Consider the following 16,305-nt stretch of genomic DNA (forward strand, 5'->3'; position numbering starts at 1 on the left):
TCGGCCGGCAGAGGCATCCCGGTACATCTTGCGGATGATCTTCCCTGCGTCGACGGGCAGGACTAGCCTCGCGTGCAGCCCGCCACTCGACGACGAGGAGACCCGATGCCCGCCACGCCCTGCCGCCGAGCGGCGATCTGCCCAGCGGTCCGAAGACGTGCGATGCGAGCGGGATGGTCGAGATCCACCGGCTCTTCAGGCGCGGGTTCGGCGAGGGGCCGGATCTGGTTCGCCGGGTCCGCGAGGGCGACGCCGCCCACGCCGCCGCGGTCGCGACGCAGCTCGAGACGCTGTCGCTGGGCCTGCACGCCCACCACGAGGGCGAGGACGAGCGCCTGTGGCCCGCGCTCGACGAGCGGGCACCGTCGTGCGCCACGCACGTCGAGCGCATGAAGGCGCAGCACGCCGAGCTGCTCGTGCACCTCACCGCGCTGGAGCGCGCACTGCCGGCATGGCGAGGGTCCGCGACGGCGTCGGACGCCGAACCGGTGCTCGCCGCCCTCGCGGGCGTGAACGAGGCGATCGCGGTGCACCTCCCCGACGAGGAGACGAACATCGTCCCCGTGATGGAGCACACGATCACCGAGGCCGAGATCGAGTGGTTCTCGGAACACGGCAGGAAGTCGATCCCCAAGGGTCAGACATGGCAGCAGCTGGGCGAGATCCTCGCCGCGCAGCCCGACGGCGGCGACGCCTGGTTGCACAAGCGCATGCCCGCCCCCGGGCGATTGGCGTGGCGATTCATCGGCCGTCGCAAGTACGCCGCCCATCGCGCCGCGCTCGAGGGGCGCTAGCCCGAGACCAGGCCGTGCTCGAAGGCGAAGACCACGAGCTGCACCCGGTCGCGCAGGCCGAGCTTCGTGAGGATGCGGCTGATGTGCGTCTTCACCGTCGCCTCGGAGAGATACTCTCGCGCCGCGATCTCGGCGTTCGAGAGCCCGCGTGCGGCCAGGGCGAAGATCTCGCGCTCGCGCTCGGTGAGCTCGGCGTAGGCGGGCGGGACCGGCCGGGGCGCAGCATCCGTGAATCTCTCGAACAGCTCTCGAGTGGCCGATGCGGCGATCACGGCCGATCCCGAATGCACGGTGCGGATCGCGGCGAGGAGGAACTCGGGGTCGGCGTCCTTGAGGAGGAACCCGCTCGCACCCTGGCGGATGGCGCGGGCGGCGGCCTCGTCGAGGTCGAACGTCGTGAGCATCACGATGCGGGGAGGTTCGGGGTCGGTCAGGAGCTCTGCGGTGGCGGCGAGGCCGTCCATGACGGGCATGCGGATGTCCATGAGCACGACGTCGGGCCGCGACTGACGCACGGCTTCGACCGCCTCGCGGCCGTCGGAGGCCTCGGCCACGACCTCGAGGTCCGGCTGCGAGTCGACCAGCATGCGGATGCCGGCGCGGAACAGCGACTGGTCGTCGACGAGCGCGACGCGGATCATGCCCGGCGTCCTCTCGTGTCCCACTCTTCTTCGTTCATGTCCCGAATTCGTCTGCACCCGGCGGGCTGAGCAGCGGAAAGTGGGACATCGTCGTGTGCCACGGGGGTCATGCGGGTCCTCCTAGGGGGATGGTTGCCCGCACGATGAAGGCACCGCCCTCGTCGGCCGCGTCGAGCCGGCCGCCGGCGAGTTGAGCGCGCTCGCGCATGCCGATGATGCCGTGGCCCGACCGGCCGGGCTGCGATCCCGGCACGACAGGGTTGCGCACGTCGAGCTCCACGCGGTCGGGGAGCCACGAAAGCCGCACGTCGACCGCACTGCCCGGAGCGCCGTGGCGCAGGGCATTGGTGAGCGCCTCCTGCAGGATCCGGTAGACCGTGAGCTGCGCCGCCGCGGTCGGCTCGCCTGGGGGTGCGGGATCGACGTCCACGCGCAGCGGCACGCCGGCCGCGCGCACCTGCGCGTACAACTCCTCGAGGTCGGCGAGCGTGGGCTGCGGGCCATCCCCCTGACGGTGGCGCAGCTGCCCGAGCAGCAGCCGCACGTCGGCGAGCGCCGAGCGGGCGGTGCTCGAGATCGTCGCCAGCGCATCGGTCGCGACTGCGGGGTCGGCGGCGGCCGCGTAGCGCGCACCGTCGGCCTGGGCGATCACGACCGCGAGCGAGTGGGCGACGACGTCATGCATGTCGCGCGCGATGCGCACGCGCTCCTGCTCGGCGGCCGTCTCGGCCTCGGCGCGCTGCTGTGCCTCGCGGTTCTCGCGCGCCCGCACGGCGGTGCGCACGAGGGCGCCGATCGTCCACGACAGCCCGAGTGCGAACCCACCTGCGACGAGCACGACGAGCGCGAGCGGGAGTGTCTGCCACGACAGCCCTCCCCCCGCGAACACCGGCCCCGCGAAGAGGTAGACGGTGATCACGAGCGCTCCGACGAGAGCCGAGGCGAAGCCGGCCCAGTAGACGAGCCGAGACCCGTAGGCGGCGGTCGCGTAGAGGACGCCGAAGATGGCGACATCCGAGAAGCTGGGCGGGCGCCCGAGCCCCATCTGCACGAGAGCTCCGACCCACGCGATGCCGAGGGCGAGCGGCGGCGACAGCCGGCGCAGTGCCAGCGCGCCGCTGAACAGGGCGGCGATGAGCAGGCCGAACAGCGCATGCCCGACCGAACCGAAACCGTACTCGAGGCGGTACGCACCGCTGGCCAGCACCGTCTCGAGCGGCCATGCGATCACGAAGAACACGACCGCGGCGACGACGTCGGTGACGATCTGGGATGTCTTCAGGCGGCGGAACACCGTCTCACGCTACGCGAGGGCCTCGGGCCGAGGCATCCGTCCCGCGCTGTATCCGCCGTGGGCGGGGATCATTCGAGGGATGTACGGACCGGATGCTGCGGCATCCTGTCCCCTCGATTCATAAGGTCTGCCCAGCCGACCATTGCGCCGCACCAGGTGAGGCTTTACTGTCGCGTCACAGGCCGAAACGGACGGGAAACGTCGGATCGCCAGGATCGGGAAGCGGGGCTGCTCCATCGATCGGACCCGCCCGACCCGCCCGAGGGACGGACGAACACGGCACCAGCCGGTTCATGAACGGAGAGACGATGACGACGGTACGCGCGGCGATTTCGCAGACCACCTGGACGGGCGACAAGGAGTCGATGCTCGACAAGCACGAAGGCTTCGCGCGGGATGCCGCCGCCCAGGGTGCGCAGGTGGTGTGCTTCCAGGAGCTGTTCTACGGGCCCTACTTCGGGATCACGCAGGACAAGAAGTACTACCGCTACGCGGAGTCGGCCGAGGGGCCGATCGTGCAGCGTTTCGCGGCCCTGGCCAAGGAGCTCGGCGTCGTGATGGTGCTGCCCATCTACGAAGAGGCCGAGACCGGCGTCTACTACAACACCGCCGTGCTGGTGGACGCCGACGGCACGATCCTCGGCAAGTACCGCAAGCACCACCTCCCGCACCTCGACCGGTTCTGGGAGAAGTTCTACTTCCGCCCCGGCAACCTCGGCTACCCGGTCTTCGAGACCGCCGTCGGCCGGGTCGGTATGTACATCTGCTACGACCGGCACTTCCCCGAGGGCTGGCGCGAGCTCGGCCTCAACGACGCGCACATCGTCTTCAACCCGAACGCCACCAAGCCCGGTCTGTCGAACCGGCTGTGGGAGGTCGAGGGACCGGCCGCCGCCGTCGCCAACGGCTACTTCGTGCTGCAGCCCAACCGGGTCGGTCGCGAAGACAACGAGTACGGCGAGCTGGCCGTCGACTTCTACGGCACGAGCCAGGTGATCGACCCGCGCGGCAACTTCGTCGGCGAGCGCGGCTCGGGCGACAGCGAAGAGCTGCTGGTGCGCGACCTCGACCTGAACATGGTGCTCGAGATGCGGGACGACTGGCAGTTCTATCGCGACCGCCGGCCCGACTCGTACACGAAGATCGCGAAGCCGTGACCCGGGGGGTACCGACATGACGACCACACTGATCAAGGGCGGCACCGTCGTCTCGGCGACGGGACGCGGCGAAGCGGACGTGCTCATCGACGGCGAGACCATCGCGGCCGTGCTCGCGCCCGGCTCGCAGCTTCTCGGGACGGATGTCGCGGCATCCGTCGACACCGTCATCGACGCCACCGGCAAGTACGTGATCCCCGGCGGCATCGACGCGCACACGCACATGGAGCTGCCCTTCGGCGGGACCAACGCGTCGGACACGTTCGAGACGGGCACGCGGGCGGCCGCATGGGGCGGCACGACGTCGATCATCGACTTCGCGGTGCAGCGCTACGGCGAGCGCGTCCAGGACGGCCTGGCCGCCTGGCACGAGAAGGCCGCGGGGAACTGCGCGATCGACTACGGGTTCCATCAGATCGTCGGCGGCGTCGACGACGACTCGCTCGCCGCGATGCGGGGTCTCGTCGACGAGGGCGTCTCGAGCTTCAAGCTCTTCATGGCGTACCCCGGCGTCTTCTACTCCGACGACGCCCAGGTGCTGAAGGCGATGCAGGTCTCACAGGAGACCGGCCTGCTCACGATGATGCACGCCGAGAACGGCCCGGCGATCGATGTGCTGGCGGCGCAGCTGGCCGATGCCGGCAAGAAGGCGCCGTACTACCACGGCATCGCCCGCGCGTGGCAGATGGAGGAGGAGGCGACGCACCGCGCGATCATGCTGGCGAACCTCACCGGCGCCCCGCTGTACGTCGTGCACGTGAGCGCGAAGCAGGCGGTCGATCAGCTGGCGTGGGCGCGCGACCAGGGCTGGAACGTCTTCGGTGAGACGTGTCCGCAGTACCTCTACCTGTCGCTCGAGGAGCAGCTCGGCGCGTTCAGCGAGGAGTGGGGGCAGTTCGAGGGCGCAAAGTGGGTGTGCTCGACGCCGCTGCGCAGCCGCAAGGAGGGGCACCAGCACCACATGTGGCAGGCGCTGCGCACCAACGACATCCAGATGGTGTCGACCGACCACTGCCCGTTCTGCATGAAGGGTCAGAAGGAACTCGGGCTCGACGACTTCCGGGCCATCCCGAACGGCATCGGCTCGGTCGAGCACCGCATGGACCTCATGTACCAGGGCGTCGTCACCGGAAAGATCACCCTGGAGCGGTGGGTCGAGCTCACCTCGACCACGCCCGCGCGCATGTTCGGCCTGTACGGCAGGAAGGGCGTGATCCAGCCCGGCGCCGACGGCGACGTCGTGGTCTACGACCCGAACGGCCACACGTCGATCGGCTATGGCGAGGGCCGTACCCACCACATGAACATGGACCACTCCGCGTGGGAGGGCTACGAGATCGACGGGCACGTCGACACCGTCATCTCTCGCGGCAAGGTCGTGGTCGACGGCGGGCAGTACCTCGGGCGGCCCGGCGATGGGCAGTTCCTCAAGCGCGGTCTCTCGCAGTACTTGATCTAAGGATTCTCATGGACTTCGGTGTCGTCCTCCAGACCAATCCGCCGGCCGCGCGGACCGTCCAGCTCGCCAAGCTGGCCGAGGCGCACGGCTTCACCCACGTGTGGACCTTCGACTCGCACCTGCTCTGGCAGGAGCCGTACGTCATCCACTCGGCGATCCTCGCCGAGACCAAGCGCGTCACGGTGGGGCCGTTCGTGACGAACCCCGCGACGAGGGATTGGACGGTGACGGCATCCGTCTTCGCCACGCTCAACGAGATGTACGGCAACCGCACGATCTGCGGCATCGGCCGCGGCGACTCGGCGGTGCGCGTCACCAACGGCCGGCCCACGACGATGGCCGAGCTGCGCGAGTCGATCCACGTGATCCGCGAGCTCGCCAACTCGCGGCCGGTCGAGTACAAGGGCGCGACCCTGCAGTTCCCGTGGAGCCGGGGATCCGAGCTCGACGTGTGGGTCGCCGCGTACGGGCCCATGGCGCTGAAGCTCACCGGCGAGGTCGGCGACGGCTTCATCCTGCAGCTCGCCGACGTCGACATCGCCGCCTGGATGATCAAGACGGTGAAGGATGCCGCGGCCGCCGCCGGCCGCGACCCCGAGTCGCTGGCCTTCTGCGTGGCGGCGCCGATGTACATCGGCGACGACTGGGAGCATATGCGTGAGCAGTGCCGCTGGTTCGGCGGCATGGTCGGCAACCACGTCGCCGACATCGTGGCGAAGTACGGCCACCACGGCGAGGGTGTCCCTGAAGCGCTCACCGACTACATCGAGCGCCGCCAGGGCTACGACTACAACACGCACGGCAAGGCCGACAACGACCATGTCGACTTCGTACCGGACGACATCGTGGACCGCTTCTGCATCCTCGGCTCCGCGAAGGACCACATCGCGAAGCTCGAGCAGCTGCGCGAACTCGGTGTGACGCAGTTCGCGGGCTACCTGCAGCACGACAACAAGGAGGAGACGCTCCGCGTGTACGGCGAGACGGTGATCCCGGCCCTTTCGGCCCACGTGACGGCGAAGAAGTGACGGCGGCTGCATGAGGCCCCTCGGCTGGTCGGCCCGGCGACAGGGCGAGGTGCGGGGGTGGATCGCCGCGGGCTGGGGCGCTCTCGGAGTGCTCGCCGTCCTCGTGCTGTGGGAGCTGTACAAGTTCGCCGGCCCGAGCGAGGGCTTCGTCGTGGGCGCGGTTCCCGGCGAATCCGGTTCGGGCGTCATGCTCCTGCCCCGCACGCACGATCGCGCCATGCCGCACGTCTGGGACATGGTCGGGCGCCTGTTCGCACCCACCAGCGGCGGCGACACCCCGCCGCTGTGGGTCTCGGTGGCCGGCGCGGCGCTCCTGACGCTCGGCATCGCCGCGGTCGGCTGGCTGATCGGCGTCGCCGTCGGGGCGGTGCTGGGCCTCGTGATGCAGCGCTGGCGTCTGCTCGAGTGGGGGCTGCTCCCCTGGATCGTGGTGAGCCAGATCGTCCCGCTGATCGCCTTCGCCCCGGTCGTCAACGCGATCGGCAATCAGATCGACCGTGGCGGCGGCACGTGGCCGCAGTGGCTGTCGGTCGCCGTCATCGCGTCGTACCTGGCGTTCTTCCCTGTCGCCGTCGGCGTCCTGCGCGGTCTGGCCTCGCCCGACCAGATCCACCTCGACCTCATGAACAGCTACGCCGCGGGCTACTGGGCGACCCTGTTCCACCTGCGCCTGCCCGCCGCGGTCCCCCACCTCCTTCCCGCGCTGCGTCTCGCGGCCGCCAATGCGGTGCTGGGCGCCGTCGTCGCCGAGGTGTCGATCGGCATGCGGGGCGGGATCGGGCGCATGCTCATCCAGCTCGCGGGGCAGGCGTCCTCGGATCCCGCAGCGCCGTGGGGTCCGACGTTCGGCTCCATCGCCCTCGGTCTCATCGCCGCCGGCTCCGTCGCGCTGATCAGCCTCGGACTCGCCAACTACCGCAGAGGAGAAGCGACCGCATGACGCAACTCGCAGTCCGCGCCGCCGGCGTCGGGAAGGTCTTCCCCACCAGGACGGGCGAGGTCGTCGCGCTGACCGACGTCGAACTCGAGGTCTCGGCCGGAGAATTCGTGTCACTCATCGGCCCGTCGGGCTGCGGCAAGTCGACCCTCCTGCGTCTCATCGCCGACCTCGACCAGGCTACGAGCGGAACCCTCGAGATCTTCGGCAAGCCGGCAGGGCGCGCCCGCATCGACCAGGACTACGGCATCGCCTTCCAGCAGGCGGGGCTCCTGCCCTGGCGCACGGTGGGTGCGAACATCGGGCTGCCCCTCGAGCTCCACGGCACCGGCAAGGCCGACCGCTCCGCCCGCGTCGCCGAGCTCGCCGAGCTCGTCGGCCTCTCGGACTTCGTCGACCGCTATCCCGACCAGCTCTCGGGCGGCATGCAGCAGCGCGTCGCGATCGCCCGCGCGCTCGCCGCACGGCCGAAGCTCCTCCTGATGGACGAGCCGTTCGGCGCGCTCGATGAGATGACGCGCGAGCGCCTGCAGTCCGAACTGACCCGCATCGCCGCCGAGACATCCGCCGCCGTCGTGTTCGTCACGCACTCGATCCCCGAAGCGGTCTTCCTCTCCGACCGCGTGGTCGTGATGAGCCCGCGCCCCGGACGCATCACCGACGTCATCGCGACGGGCCTGGGCCACGTGCGCGACGAGGCTCTGCGCGAATCCCCCGAGTTCTTCGACTGCGTGACCGCGGTGCGCGAGGCGCTGCACGGGGCGCCCGTGACGAGGGCGAGTGAATCATGACGGATGCTGCGACCACGATGCTGCCCGCACCGCCGACGCCCTCCGGCAGAGAGCCGCGGACGAGGCCGAGCGAGCGCGAGCCCGCGGGCTGGCTGAAATGGGTCGCGCCCCTCGTCGTGGGCGTCGTCATCCTCGCGGTGTGGATCTTCTGGGTCGACGTGCTGGGAACAGCGCCGCGCATGCTGCCGAGCCCGATCGCGATCGCCGAGGAGTTCGTCCGGCGTTTCCCGATCATCCTCGACGACATGACGATCACCGCCATGAACGCGCTGATCGGCCTCGTGGTCGGCTCGCTCCTCGCACTCCTGTTCGCGGGCCTCGCCGCGGCCGCCAAGCCCGTCGACGGCATGCTCGCCCCACTGGTCTCGGCGCTGGCCGTCATCCCTATCGTCGCTGTCACGCCGATCCTCAACACCATGTTCGGCGCGTCGAGCCAGTTCGGGCGGCAGGCTGTGGCGACCATCGCCGCGTTCATCCCGGTGTTCGTCAACGTCCTGCGGGGGCTGCGGCAGACGCGCCCGGTGCACCGCGATCTGCTGCGCGCGTCCGCGGCGTCCCGATGGCAGACGTTCCGCATGCTCACCCTGCCCACCGCACTGCCGTACGTGATGACGGGCCTGCGCATCGCGAGCTCGCTGGCCGTGATCGCCGCCCTCGTCGCCGAGTATTTCGGCGGCCCCGCCGATGGGATCGGCACCGCGATCGCCACCTACGCCAAGTCCGGCCGTGCCGCATTGGCGTGGGCGTACGTGCTCGGCGGCATCATCATCGGCCTCGTCTTCTTCCTCGTGACCTCGCTCCTGGAGCGGCTGGCGACGAGGCGGCCGCCGGCCTGACCGGTCCACAGCCCGGTCGGTGAGCCTGTCGAACCACCGGGGGGATACGCACCACACGAAAGGAACGCAATGAGACACAGCATGAGGCGCGGCCTGGCCGCAGCATCCGTCCTCACCGTGGCGGCACTCGCGCTCGCCGCCTGTTCCGGGTCCGGGGACTCCGGCGACGGCGGGGGCGGGGACGAGGACTTCGAGCCGCTCACGTCGATCAAGCTGCAGCTGCAGTGGCTGCCGCAGGCACAGTTCGCGGGCTACTACGTCGCCCAGGAGAAGGGCTACTTCGAGGAGGAGGGCTTCGACGGCGTCGAGATCGTCCCGTCGGGCGGCGACATCGTGCCGCAGGACGCCCTCGTCGCCGGTGACGTCGACTTCGCGATCGCGTGGGTTCCCAAGGTGCTGGGCACCCTCGAGGCCACCGGCGTCGAGCTCACCGACATCGCGCAGGTGTTCCAGAAGTCAGGGACGCTGCAGGTGTCGTGGAAGGGCGACGGGATCACCGAGGTCGCCGACTTCGAGGGCAAGCGGATCGGATCGTGGGGCTTCGGCAACGAGTGGGAGATCTTCGCCGCCATGGCCGCCGAGGACCTCGACGCGACCACCGTCTCGATCACGACGCAGGACTTCTCGATGAACGCGTTGCTCGACCGCGACGTCGACGCCGCACAGGCGATGACGTACAACGAGTGGGCGCAGATCCTCGAGGTCGTGAACCCCGACACCGGCGAGCTGTACCAGCCCGAGGACTTCGACGTCATCTCGTACGAGGACACCGAGGGCGCGATGCTGCAGGATGCCATCTGGGCCGACACGCAGCGCCTCGAGGACGACGCCGCCTACGCCGACGCCGCAGTGCGGTTCCTGAAGGCCGTCACCAAGGGCTGGATCTTCGCGCGCGACAATCCCGAGGAGGCCGCGTCGATCGTCTACGACATCGCCTCCAACGCCGAGGCGGCGTTCCCCGTCGGTCCGGTGCACCAGCAGTGGATGATGAACGAGGTCAACAAGCTCATCTGGACGGGAGCGGACTTCGGCCTCGTGGACCAGGCGGCGTGGGACAAGACCGTCGCGGGAGCACTGTCGGCCAAGAACCAGGACGACCTCGAGCTCATCACGACCGAGCCCGCCGACTCCGCGTACTCGAACGAGTACATCGAGAAGGCGCTGGCCGCGCTGAAGGACGAGGGCGTCGAGGTCGCCGGCGAGTACACGCCGATCGACGTCACCCTCACCGAGGGCGGCCAGTAGGCGCCACCACGGGCTGGGGCGTCACGCGAAGGCGTGGCGCCCCGGCACCTCGACGAGGAGGATGAAGCGATGACCGAAGACCTCGACGCCCTCGCGAAAGAGCTCGACCGCGAGCACGTGTTCCACTCCTGGTCCGCGCAGGCGGGTCTGGACCTCCCCGTGATCGCCGGCGGCTCGGGCACCGTGGTGTGGGACCACGCCGGCAACCGCATGCTCGATTTCTCGAGCCAGCTGGTCAACGTCAACATCGGGCATCAGCATCCTGCCGTCGTCGCCGCCATCCGCGAGCAGGCCGAGCGTCTCGCGACCATCGGCCCCGCCACGGCGAATCTCCATCGCGGGCAGGCGGCGCAGAAGATCCTCGAGAAGGCGCCGGACGGGTTCGCGAAGGTGTTCTTCACCAACGGGGGCGCGGACGCGATCGAGAACGCGATCCGCATGGCCCGCCTTCATACCGGCCGTGACACCGTGCTCTCGACGTACCGCTCGTACCACGGCAACACCGGAGCCGCGATCGTCGCGACCGGCGACTGGCGACGGATGCCGAACCAGTACGCCCGCGGCCACGTGCACTTCTTCGGCCCGTTCCTGTATCGCACCGAATTCTGGGCGACGACCCCCGAGGAGGAGTCCGAGCGCGCCCTGCAGCACCTGGAGCGGGTCATCCAGTCCGAGGGGCCCTCGACGATCGCGGCGCTGCTGCTCGAGTCGATCCCCGGCACCGCCGGCATCATGCTTCCCCCGCCGGGCTACCTCGCGGGCGTCAGGGCGCTGGCCGACAAGTACGGGATCGTCCTGATCCTGGACGAGGTCATGGCGGGCTTCGGCCGCACCGGCCGCTGGTTCGCGTTCGAGGGCTACGACGTCGTGCCCGATCTCATCACCTTCGCGAAGGGCGTGAACTCCGGCTACGTTCCGGTGGGCGGCGTGATCATCTCCCCCGAGATCTCGGCGACGTTCGACGACCGCGTCTTTCCGGGCGGACTCACGTACTCCGGTCATCCGCTGGCCGCAGCATCCATCATCGCGGCCATCGGTGCGATGGAGTCGGAGGGCATCGTCGACAACGCCCGCCGCGTGGGCGAGGAGGCGATCGGCCCCGGGCTCGCGGAGCTGGCCGAGAAGCATCCGCTCATCGGCGAGGTGCGGGGCGAAGGCGTGTTCTGGGCGCTCGACCTGGTCTCGGACCGCGAGACCCGCGAGCCGGTCGGCGCCGACGTGATCGGCGGCCTCAAGAAAGAGCTCACCTCCCGGGGCCTGCTGCCCTTCGCCGCGGAGAACCGCATCCACGTCGTGCCGCCCTGCGTGGTCACCGACGGGGAGGTGCAGGAGGCGATGTCGATTTACGATGAAGCTCTGACGAAGGTCGAAGGCGACCTCGCGTGATACGTGCACGCCCTCTCACGAGGAGGGCTTCCGAAGGAGGAACACGATGACTGACACCCTGCCGCGCACCGAGACGGCGGTTCTCGACCACTGGATCAACGGCGCCCCCTGGGCCGGGACATCCGAGCGCACCGGCCAGGTGTTCAATCCCGCACTCGGGAGGGTCCAGAAGGAAGTGCGGTTCGCGTCTCGCGAAGACGTCGGAGAGGCGGTGGATGCCGCGTCCGCGGCGTGGCTGCAGTGGCGCGACGCGTCGATCGCCAAGCGCCAGGGCGTGCTCTTCGCGTTCCGCGAGCTGCTCAACGCCCGCAAGGAGGAGCTCGCCGAGATCCTCACCGCCGAGCACGGCAAGGTGCTCTCGGACGCACGGGGCGAGATCGCCCGCGGCATGGAGGTCGTCGAGTTCGCGTGCGGGCTCGGGCACCTGACGAAGGGCGCGTACTCCGAGAACGTCTCGACCGGCATCGACGTGTACACGCTCCGGCAGCCGCTGGGCGTGGTCGGCATCATCAGCCCGTTCAACTTCCCCGCGATGGTGCCGCTGTGGTTCTTCTCCGTCGCGCTGGCCGCCGGCAACGCCGTGGTGCTGAAGCCGTCCGAGAAGGACCCGACCGCCGCCAACTGGCTCGCGGGCCTGCTCACCGAGGCGGGACTCCCCGACGGCGTGTTCAACGTCGTGCACGGCGACAAGGAGGCTGTCGACGCGCTCCTCGAGCACCCCGACGTGCGGGCGATCTCGTTCGTCGGCTCGACGCCGATCGCCAAGTACGTCTACGAGACCGCCACGTCGCACGGCAAGCGTGTGCAGGCGCTCGGCGGCGCGAAGAACCACATGCTGGTGCTGCCGGATGCCGACCTCGACCTCGCCGCCGACGCCGCCGTCAACGCGGGCTTCGGCTCGGCGGGCGAGCGCTGCATGGCGATCTCGGTGGTGCTGGCTGTCGACACGGTCGCCGACGAGTTCGTGGCCAAGGTCGCCGAGCGGATGGCGGGGCTCAAGGTCGGCGACGGCACCCGCGGCTGCGACATGGGTCCGCTCATCACGGGTCAGCACCGCGACAAGGTGACGTCGTACCTCGACGTCGCGGGCGCGGACGGCGCGTCGGTCGTGGTCGACGGGCGCGACGTCGAGATCGACGGCGACGCGAACGGGTTCTGGCTCGGACCGACGCTCATCGACAACGTGCCGACCACGTCGACCGTGTACACCGACGAGATCTTCGGCCCGGTGCTCTCGGTCGTGCGCGTCGAGGGCTACGAGGAGGGCCTCGGCATCATCAACTCCAGCCGCTACGGCAACGGCACCGCGATCTTCACGAACGACGGCGGCGCCGCGCGGCGCTTCCAGCGCGAGGCGACGGTGGGCATGATCGGCATCAACGTGCCGATCCCCGTGCCGGTGGCCTACCACTCGTTCGGCGGCTGGAAGGCGTCGCTCTTCGGCGATGCGAAGGCCTACGGCCCGCACGGCTTCGAGTTCTTCACGGCCGAGAAGGCGGTCACCTCGCGCTGGCTCGACCCCTCGCACGGCGGCATCAACCTGGGCTTCCCCCAGCATGACTGAGGCCTCATCCGCTCGTTCTTCGCTCGTTGAGCGAGCGAGGAACGCGGTCGTTGAGCGAGCCTGCGAGTCGACACGCAGAGTCGAAACGTCCGCGAACCAGCGCACTGCGCCGGTCCGGGGACGTTTCGACTGCGGGCGCCAGAGCGCCCTCCGCTCAACGACCGTCGGGAGCGGCAGGTGCGAAGACCATCACGGCGTGCGGCACCGCGACGCAGCGCAGGCGGAAACCGGCGGCATCGCGCTCCTCGAGCTCGCCGTCGTGGACGAAGACGGACGGATGCCCCGGCTCGGGCCGCACCCCCAGGTCCAGCTCGCGCAGCACGAGGCGTTCGACATCCTCATCGCGAGGGAACAGCCGCAGCGCGCGCATCACGGCCGCAGTCCGCTTTCCGAAGGCGAGGGATGCGAGGGCGCGGACTTTCGACCCGCGGGCGTGATGGATCCGGACATCCAGCACACCCGTCTCGGCCTCCTGGCGCTGCATCGTCGCGACGCGGTCAGGATCGTTGCGGCCGACACTCACGAAGACCGACCAGACCCGGGCGCGTCGGCCGTCCCGCACGACCGTGAGCGGCTCGGCGCTGCGGAGCGCGGCCGCGGTGGCGACGACGCCGCCGAGCCACTTTCCGAGGCTGTTGCGTCGCTGGCGCTCCTCGATGAGCTCGGGATAGGCGCCGACCGACACCACGTTGAGCACCGTCACCGGGTCATCGGCGTCGGCGGTCGCCTCTGCCACGCCGACCTCGACCGTCGAGCCCGCCTCGTAGGCGTCGAGGGCGGCATCCACGCTGTCGATCCCGAGCGCGCGCACGAAGTGGTTGAAGGTGCCGCCCGGCATGGCCAACAGGGGTCGGTCATACCTGCGGGCCAGATGCGCCATGCGCGACACCGACCCGTCGCCGCCGTAGACCCCGAGCACCGTCGGCGGCACGACGGCGGCCATCGCCGCGGCGACGACGTCCTCGAGGTCTTCGTCCTCGCGGATCTCGCGGATCTGCGCCGCGGGCAGCCGCTCGGCGAACGTCGACCCCGGATCGAGCCTGATGACCGCCGACCCGGCGGATGCGTTGCGCACGATCAGCACTCCCCGACCGCGATCGTCCTCGGGTGAGCTCGGCGCGGACTCCATGGGCCGAGACTACCCACGTCAAGCGGGAAGGATCGGGCGGTTCTCGTAGAACGTCTGCAGTACCACCGTCGTGCGCGTGTTGACCGACGCGGCGGCGCGGATGTCGCGGATGAGCGACTCGAGATGGCGCGGCGACGCGACCCGCACGAGAAGGATGTAGCTCGCGTCGCCCGCGATCGAATGACACGCCTCGATCTCGGAGAGGTGCTCGAGCAGTTCGGGCGCGTTGTCGGGCTGGGCGGGGTCGAGCGGCGTGATCTCGACGAACGCGGCGAGCGGCTTGCCGACCGCCTCGGCGTCGACGAGGGCGCGGTAGCCGGTGATGACGCCGCGGGTCTCGAGTCGGCGCAGGCGCGCTTGAACGGCGGACACCGACAGACCGACGGCTCCCGAAAGATCGGCAAGGGTGGCGCGGGCGTCCTGTGACACCTCGCGCACGATGGCGGCATCGATGGCGTCGTCCAGGGCGGGCATGGCTCGACTCTAGCCGTGCACAGGAAACTTTCCTGCCGAATCACGCACTGAAGGGAAGTTCTCTAGAATCAAGAGCGAAACCGCACTCGAAGATCGGAGGTTCACCATGTCCAGCAGCGCCCTTCACACCTCGAAGGCGATCGTCGGCGAACCCGAGGTCGTCGAGGACGCCGGTGCGGCCGAGACGAGCGACGCCTGGCTGCGGCTCAAGGCGGCCGCGATCGCGATCCAGAGCCTCCAGGCGCAGGACGGATCGATTCCGGATGCCGCCGCGCACGACGAGGCCCGCGCTCTGGTCGCCGACATCATCGCCGGCATCCGCGCGCTGGCGCCCGCGTTCCCGCACGACGCCGAGTATCTCGCCGCGTCCGTACGGGACTTCGAGCGCTGGGCGGACCACGGATTCGCAGTCCCGGACTTCCTCGACTCGCTCGAGGCCTTCCAGCCGCAGCAGCAGCGGGCCGACGGCATCCGTCATCTCGTCGTGTTCCCGATGTACACGCAGAACGGCTCGCGCGACCGGCACGTCGAGGCGGTGCTCGTCGAGGTCATCTGGCCGGAGTTCATCGCGCAGCTCGAGGCCGGGGACTACGGCAACAAGCTGTTCGTGTCGCTGCGGTTCCTCGACTTCACGCCCGGGTACGACACGAACTCTGCGGTGCTGTTCCCCGAGACCGTCGCGATGCGTGAGATCCCGACCTTCACGTGGGGCGCGATCTTCCAGGACCGCGAGGCCGCGCGCTACCGCCGCGTCGTGCGCGCCGCCGCCGAGATCACCAAGCTCGATCTGCCCGAAGACGCCGCGCGCATGCTCGACGACCAGGAGCTGACCGAGAAGACGTTCGTGATGTGGGACATCATCCACGACCGCACCCACATGCGGGGCGACCTGCCGTTCGACCCCTTCATGATCAAGCAGCGGATGCCGTACTTCCTGTACTCGCTCGAAGAGCTGCGGTGCGACCTCACGGCCTTCCGCGAGTGCGTCGCCATCCAGAAGCGTCTCGCCGCGCAGGAGTCGCTGACGCCCGCCGAGGCCGAGATGCTCGAGCACGCGAAGCTGGTGCAGTATGCGGTGATCTTCGACCGCATCTTCCGGTTCTCGATCACGGGCTCGCGGGTGCGCAACTACGACGGGCTCGGCGGCCAGCTGCTGTTCGCCTGGCTGCACCAGCGCGACGTGCTGCACTGGACCGACACCGCGCTCGCCTTCGACTGGGACGACGTGCCGGCCGCGGTCATCGCCCTCGGCGAGGCGATCGACGAGCTCTACTGGCGCTCGATCGACCGGCCGAAGACCGCGCACTGGCTCGCGGCCTACGACCTGGTGCGCTCGACCCTCACGCCGAATCCCGCCTCGCAGTGGGCGCGCGGCCTCCCCGACGAGACTCTCGCCGGCGCTCCCAAGGGCTACACCGACGCGGTCCTGGACGACGAGTTCCCGCTCTCGATGTTCTTCGAAGCGCTCGACAAGAAGATGAAGCCCGTCATCGAATCGACCGCCGGGATCACCGGGCGCGATTCCTGACACCGGCGGTGCGTCCTCGGCGAGACGGCCGGTCTCGCCGAG

At 69.6% G+C, this 16,305-nt stretch carries 15 protein-coding genes; 11 read left to right on the forward strand and 4 right to left on the reverse strand.

Annotated elements, in window-relative coordinates; translation table 11 throughout:
* Window positions 1-173: 173 nt before the first annotated feature.
* Window positions 174-794 (forward strand): hemerythrin domain-containing protein, encoded by a 621-nt coding sequence (locus MRBLWH7_RS10735; protein ID WP_341994281.1) that lies wholly within the window; start codon window positions 174-176, stop codon window positions 792-794.
* Here the strand turns inward: MRBLWH7_RS10735 and MRBLWH7_RS10740 are convergent.
* Both MRBLWH7_RS10740 and MRBLWH7_RS10745 read right to left on the reverse strand, forming a co-directional pair.
* The gene (locus tag MRBLWH7_RS10740; protein ID WP_341994282.1) at window positions 791-1,435 is read right to left on the reverse strand and encodes a response regulator transcription factor; all 645 of its coding nucleotides are present in this window, start codon (window positions 1,433-1,435) and stop codon (window positions 791-793) included. The genes MRBLWH7_RS10735 and MRBLWH7_RS10740 overlap by 4 nt on opposite strands.
* A gap of 106 nt (window positions 1,436-1,541) precedes the next feature.
* The gene (locus MRBLWH7_RS10745) at window positions 1,542-2,729 is read right to left on the reverse strand and encodes a histidine kinase (protein ID WP_341994284.1); all 1,188 of its coding nucleotides are present in this window, start codon (window positions 2,727-2,729) and stop codon (window positions 1,542-1,544) included.
* Between the two features lie 308 nt (window positions 2,730-3,037).
* Here MRBLWH7_RS10745 and MRBLWH7_RS10750 point away from each other — a divergent pair, with 308 nt between their 5' ends.
* The 9 genes from MRBLWH7_RS10750 to MRBLWH7_RS10790 all read left to right on the forward strand — a co-directional run bounded on the left by MRBLWH7_RS10750 (window position 3,038) and on the right by MRBLWH7_RS10790 (window position 13,132).
* The gene (locus MRBLWH7_RS10750; protein WP_341994285.1) at window positions 3,038-3,886 is read left to right on the forward strand and encodes a nitrilase-related carbon-nitrogen hydrolase; all 849 of its coding nucleotides are present in this window, start codon (window positions 3,038-3,040) and stop codon (window positions 3,884-3,886) included.
* Between the two features lie 16 nt (window positions 3,887-3,902).
* Window positions 3,903-5,345 carry a dihydropyrimidinase gene (hydA, locus tag MRBLWH7_RS10755; RefSeq protein ID WP_341994287.1) on the forward strand — a complete coding sequence of 481 codons (1,443 nt, stop codon included), beginning with the start codon at window positions 3,903-3,905 and terminating at the stop codon, window positions 5,343-5,345.
* 8 nt (window positions 5,346-5,353) lie between these two features.
* A complete protein-coding gene (locus MRBLWH7_RS10760; protein WP_341994290.1) occupies window positions 5,354-6,373 on the forward strand; it encodes a TIGR03842 family LLM class F420-dependent oxidoreductase in 1,020 nt (339 codons plus the stop codon).
* Window positions 6,374-6,383: 10 nt separating this feature from the next.
* Window positions 6,384-7,313 (forward strand): ABC transporter permease subunit, encoded by a 930-nt coding sequence (locus tag MRBLWH7_RS10765; RefSeq protein ID WP_341994292.1) that lies wholly within the window; start codon window positions 6,384-6,386, stop codon window positions 7,311-7,313.
* The gene (locus MRBLWH7_RS10770) at window positions 7,310-8,101 is read left to right on the forward strand and encodes an ABC transporter ATP-binding protein (protein WP_341994294.1); all 792 of its coding nucleotides are present in this window, start codon (window positions 7,310-7,312) and stop codon (window positions 8,099-8,101) included. Before MRBLWH7_RS10765 ends, MRBLWH7_RS10770 begins: the two co-directional genes overlap by 4 nt.
* Complete coding sequence (locus MRBLWH7_RS10775) at window positions 8,098-8,937, forward strand: ABC transporter permease subunit (protein WP_341994296.1); 840 nt, start codon at window positions 8,098-8,100, stop codon at window positions 8,935-8,937. Before MRBLWH7_RS10770 ends, MRBLWH7_RS10775 begins: the two co-directional genes overlap by 4 nt.
* A 69-nt stretch (window positions 8,938-9,006) precedes the next feature.
* Window positions 9,007-10,182 (forward strand): ABC transporter substrate-binding protein, encoded by a 1,176-nt coding sequence (locus MRBLWH7_RS10780; protein ID WP_341994299.1) that lies wholly within the window; start codon window positions 9,007-9,009, stop codon window positions 10,180-10,182.
* A 69-nt stretch (window positions 10,183-10,251) separates the two neighbouring features.
* Window positions 10,252-11,568 carry an aspartate aminotransferase family protein gene (locus MRBLWH7_RS10785; protein WP_341994301.1) on the forward strand — a complete coding sequence of 439 codons (1,317 nt, stop codon included), beginning with the start codon at window positions 10,252-10,254 and terminating at the stop codon, window positions 11,566-11,568.
* 46 nt (window positions 11,569-11,614) lie between these two features.
* Window positions 11,615-13,132, forward strand: a complete 1,518-nt coding sequence (locus MRBLWH7_RS10790; RefSeq protein ID WP_341994303.1) for a CoA-acylating methylmalonate-semialdehyde dehydrogenase — start codon at window positions 11,615-11,617, stop codon at window positions 13,130-13,132.
* A 154-nt stretch (window positions 13,133-13,286) separates the two neighbouring features.
* Here MRBLWH7_RS10790 and MRBLWH7_RS10795 read toward each other — a convergent pair whose 3' ends face one another.
* Both MRBLWH7_RS10795 and MRBLWH7_RS10800 read right to left on the reverse strand, forming a co-directional pair.
* Window positions 13,287-14,261, reverse strand: coding sequence for a diacylglycerol kinase family protein (locus MRBLWH7_RS10795; RefSeq protein WP_341994305.1), 975 nt, complete (start codon window positions 14,259-14,261; stop codon window positions 13,287-13,289).
* A gap of 18 nt (window positions 14,262-14,279) precedes the next feature.
* A complete protein-coding gene (locus MRBLWH7_RS10800; RefSeq protein WP_342002015.1) occupies window positions 14,280-14,726 on the reverse strand; it encodes an Lrp/AsnC family transcriptional regulator in 447 nt (148 codons plus the stop codon).
* Window positions 14,727-14,841: 115 nt separating this feature from the next.
* Here MRBLWH7_RS10800 and MRBLWH7_RS10805 point away from each other — a divergent pair, with 115 nt between their 5' ends.
* On the forward strand, window positions 14,842-16,263 hold the full coding sequence (locus MRBLWH7_RS10805; protein ID WP_341994307.1) for a DUF6421 family protein: 1,422 nt from the start codon (window positions 14,842-14,844) through the stop codon (window positions 16,261-16,263).
* The last annotated feature ends 42 nt before the right edge of the window (window positions 16,264-16,305 follow it).

Origin of the sequence: Microbacterium sp. LWH7-1.2 (assembly GCF_038397755.1) — a bacterium.
Taxonomy (GTDB): domain Bacteria; phylum Actinomycetota; class Actinomycetes; order Actinomycetales; family Microbacteriaceae; genus Microbacterium.

Excerpts from the sequence above, each read along its gene's own strand:
- MRBLWH7_RS10785 (WP_341994301.1), top strand. The coding sequence starts at position 10,252 with ATGACCGAAGACCTCGACGCCCTCGCGAAAGAGCTCGACCGCGAGCAC.
- MRBLWH7_RS10765 (WP_341994292.1), top strand. The coding sequence starts at position 6,384 with ATGAGGCCCCTCGGCTGGTCGGCCCGGCGACAGGGCGAGGTGCGGGGG.
- MRBLWH7_RS10805 (WP_341994307.1), top strand. The coding sequence starts at position 14,842 with ATGTCCAGCAGCGCCCTTCACACCTCGAAGGCGATCGTCGGCGAACCC.
- MRBLWH7_RS10735 (WP_341994281.1), top strand. The coding sequence starts at position 174 with ATGGTCGAGATCCACCGGCTCTTCAGGCGCGGGTTCGGCGAGGGGCCG.
- MRBLWH7_RS10760 (WP_341994290.1), top strand. The coding sequence starts at position 5,354 with ATGGACTTCGGTGTCGTCCTCCAGACCAATCCGCCGGCCGCGCGGACC.
- MRBLWH7_RS10750 (WP_341994285.1), top strand. The coding sequence starts at position 3,038 with ATGACGACGGTACGCGCGGCGATTTCGCAGACCACCTGGACGGGCGAC.
- MRBLWH7_RS10770 (WP_341994294.1), top strand. The coding sequence starts at position 7,310 with ATGACGCAACTCGCAGTCCGCGCCGCCGGCGTCGGGAAGGTCTTCCCC.
- MRBLWH7_RS10790 (WP_341994303.1), top strand. The coding sequence starts at position 11,615 with ATGACTGACACCCTGCCGCGCACCGAGACGGCGGTTCTCGACCACTGG.
- MRBLWH7_RS10775 (WP_341994296.1), top strand. The coding sequence starts at position 8,098 with ATGACGGATGCTGCGACCACGATGCTGCCCGCACCGCCGACGCCCTCC.
- hydA (WP_341994287.1), top strand. The coding sequence starts at position 3,903 with ATGACGACCACACTGATCAAGGGCGGCACCGTCGTCTCGGCGACGGGA.
- MRBLWH7_RS10780 (WP_341994299.1), top strand. The coding sequence starts at position 9,007 with ATGAGACACAGCATGAGGCGCGGCCTGGCCGCAGCATCCGTCCTCACC.
- MRBLWH7_RS10740 (WP_341994282.1), bottom strand. The coding sequence starts at position 1,435 with ATGATCCGCGTCGCGCTCGTCGACGACCAGTCGCTGTTCCGCGCCGGC.
- MRBLWH7_RS10795 (WP_341994305.1), bottom strand. The coding sequence starts at position 14,261 with ATGGAGTCCGCGCCGAGCTCACCCGAGGACGATCGCGGTCGGGGAGTG.